Source organism: Streptomyces sp. NPDC060198, assembly GCF_042728415.1.
In the GTDB taxonomy this organism is placed as follows: Bacteria; Actinomycetota; Actinomycetes; order Streptomycetales; family Streptomycetaceae; genus Streptomyces.
The window spans coordinates 1-1,896 of the sequence record NZ_JBHWZJ010000644.1; the positions used below are offsets into that span (position 1 = coordinate 1).

The 1,896-nt window shown below is 70.4% G+C and carries 2 protein-coding genes, 1 pseudogene and 1 riboswitch; of the genes and pseudogenes, 2 read left to right on the forward strand and 1 reads right to left on the reverse strand.

Translation table 11 applies throughout. The features are described 5' to 3' along the window. Positions 1-166, reverse strand: a pseudogene (locus tag ACFWEP_RS34405) (histidine phosphatase family protein); the annotation flags it as partial. 99 nt (positions 167-265) lie between these two features. After that, positions 266-412, forward strand: a riboswitch (adenosylcobalamin (AdoCbl) riboswitch). 3 nt (positions 413-415) lie between these two features. Here ACFWEP_RS34405 and ACFWEP_RS34410 point away from each other — a divergent pair. Next, a complete protein-coding gene (locus ACFWEP_RS34410; RefSeq protein WP_387376198.1) occupies positions 416-631 on the forward strand; it encodes a CbtB-domain containing protein in 216 nt (71 codons plus the stop codon). 373 nt (positions 632-1,004) lie between these two features. Beyond that, entirely contained in the window at positions 1,005-1,778 is a 774-nt protein-coding gene (locus tag ACFWEP_RS34415; RefSeq protein WP_387376200.1) for a CbtA family protein, read from the forward strand. Positions 1,779-1,896: the final 118 nt, after the last annotated feature.

Below are 1,896 nucleotides of genomic sequence, written 5' to 3' on the forward strand. Positions count from 1 at the left end.
CCGAAGGGCCCGACAGGTGGAGCCCGGCGCCGGGGACGGCCGGGGCGGCGGCGCGTGCGCGGCGCTCGCCCGCGTCGTCGATCCCGCCGTCACCGGCACCGGCGAACCTGGCCTCGCGGAGCGCGGGGTTCAGTGCCGGTGAGACGAACATCACCCGCAGGGTCATCGTTGAAGTCTCCTTCACTCTCAACAGTCGCACGAAGAAAGCGCGTTGGTCGCGGGCAGTACCTCGCGCCCATGGCGGCGCCCGAACACAGGCGCTATGGTCTGACGAGCATGACGACGGCGTAACGGAAGTCCGGTGAGAATCCGGCACGGTCGCGCCACTGTGAACCCGTACCTGCGGGAAGTCAGACCCAGCACCGTCGTCTCAGGCACCACGATCGGGACGCGTGTTCCCTCAGGAGGTTCTGCCATGGCACATATTGCCGCACCCTCGGCCGGCGTACCCGCCGTCACCCCCATATCGCTGAAGGCGATCGCCCCGTGGGCGGTCTTCTTCGGCATTCTCATGCTCGTCCTGCTGTACTTCGTCGGCGCGGAGCAGGGCGCCACCTCGGTCATCTCCGGTGAGGCCGTCCACGAGTGGGTCCACGACGGCCGTCACCTTCTCGGCTTCCCCTGCCACTAGGGCGAGTTCCGACAGTCCCGCCTGTCCGGCGGCGCTCGGCACGCACGCTCGCCGCGTTGTTGGGATCGCCCCGATACATCCCAGTATCGGGGCGACCCTCCGTCGTGCGCACGCACGGACGCCACCGGACCCGCCCTCCGGGCGGACGGCGCCATATTCGCAACACGCCCTAGGGCGTGTGTCGACAGTCCCGCCTGTCCGGCGACGCCCGGCACGCACGCTCGCCGCGTTGTCGGGATCACCCCGGTACATCCAGTATCGGGGTGCCCCTCCGCCGTGCGATCGCACGCACCGGACGCCGCCGGACCCGCCCCACGGGCGAACGGCGCCACTTTCGACACACGCCCCAAGACCCACAGGGGACCGAACTCACATGAACTCCATATCCGTTCGAGCACTTCTGGTCCGCGGCATGCTCGCGGGCCTGCTCGCGGGCGTCGCGGCACTCCTCGTCGCCTACTTCCTCGGTGAGTCCCGGGTGGACGCGTCCATCGCCCTGGAAGAAGCCCACCAACACGACCACCACGGCGGCGAGGAACTGGTCAGCCGGACGATGCAGGCCACCGGAGGTCTCGCCACCGGCGTCCTCGTCTTCGGCGTTGCCGTCGGAGGCATCGCGGCACTCGTCTTCTGTTACGCCCTCGGCCGCATCGGCAGCTTCGGCCCCCGGGCCACCGCGGCGCTGGTCGCGGGGGCCGCGCTGCTGACCGTGTACCTCGTACCGTTCCTGAAGTACCCGGCCAACCCGCCGGCCGTCGGCGACCCGGACACCATCGGCCAACGCACGGGACTCTTCTTCCTCATGGTGGCACTCAGCATCCTTCTCGCCGTCGCCGCCGTCATCGCCGGGAGGAGGCTCGCACCGCGCCTCGGCAACTGGAACGCGACCGTCGCCGCATCCGCCGGATACGTCCTGCTGATCGGACTCGCGTACGTGTTCCTGCCCTCGTTCGACGAGGTGGGATCGGACTTCCCGGCGACCCTGCTCTGGGAATTCCGGCTCTCCACCCTCGCGGTCCAGGCCACCCTCTGGGTGAGCTTCGGGCTGATCTTCGGTGCCTTCACCGAGCGCCTGCTGCTCCCCTCGCGGGGACGGGACGCGGCGTCCCGGGAAGGTGCTCCCCGGCCCGCCGGGGTGGTGGGCTGACCCACCCGCGTGTATGCGGCCGGAGACCTCTCCGGCCGCCCACCCGCGGATCCTGTGTCGCTCGCGGCAGCGGTGGGACCGTGCGGCGACCGCGGGGGAGCGGTTGCGGTTGGTCGCC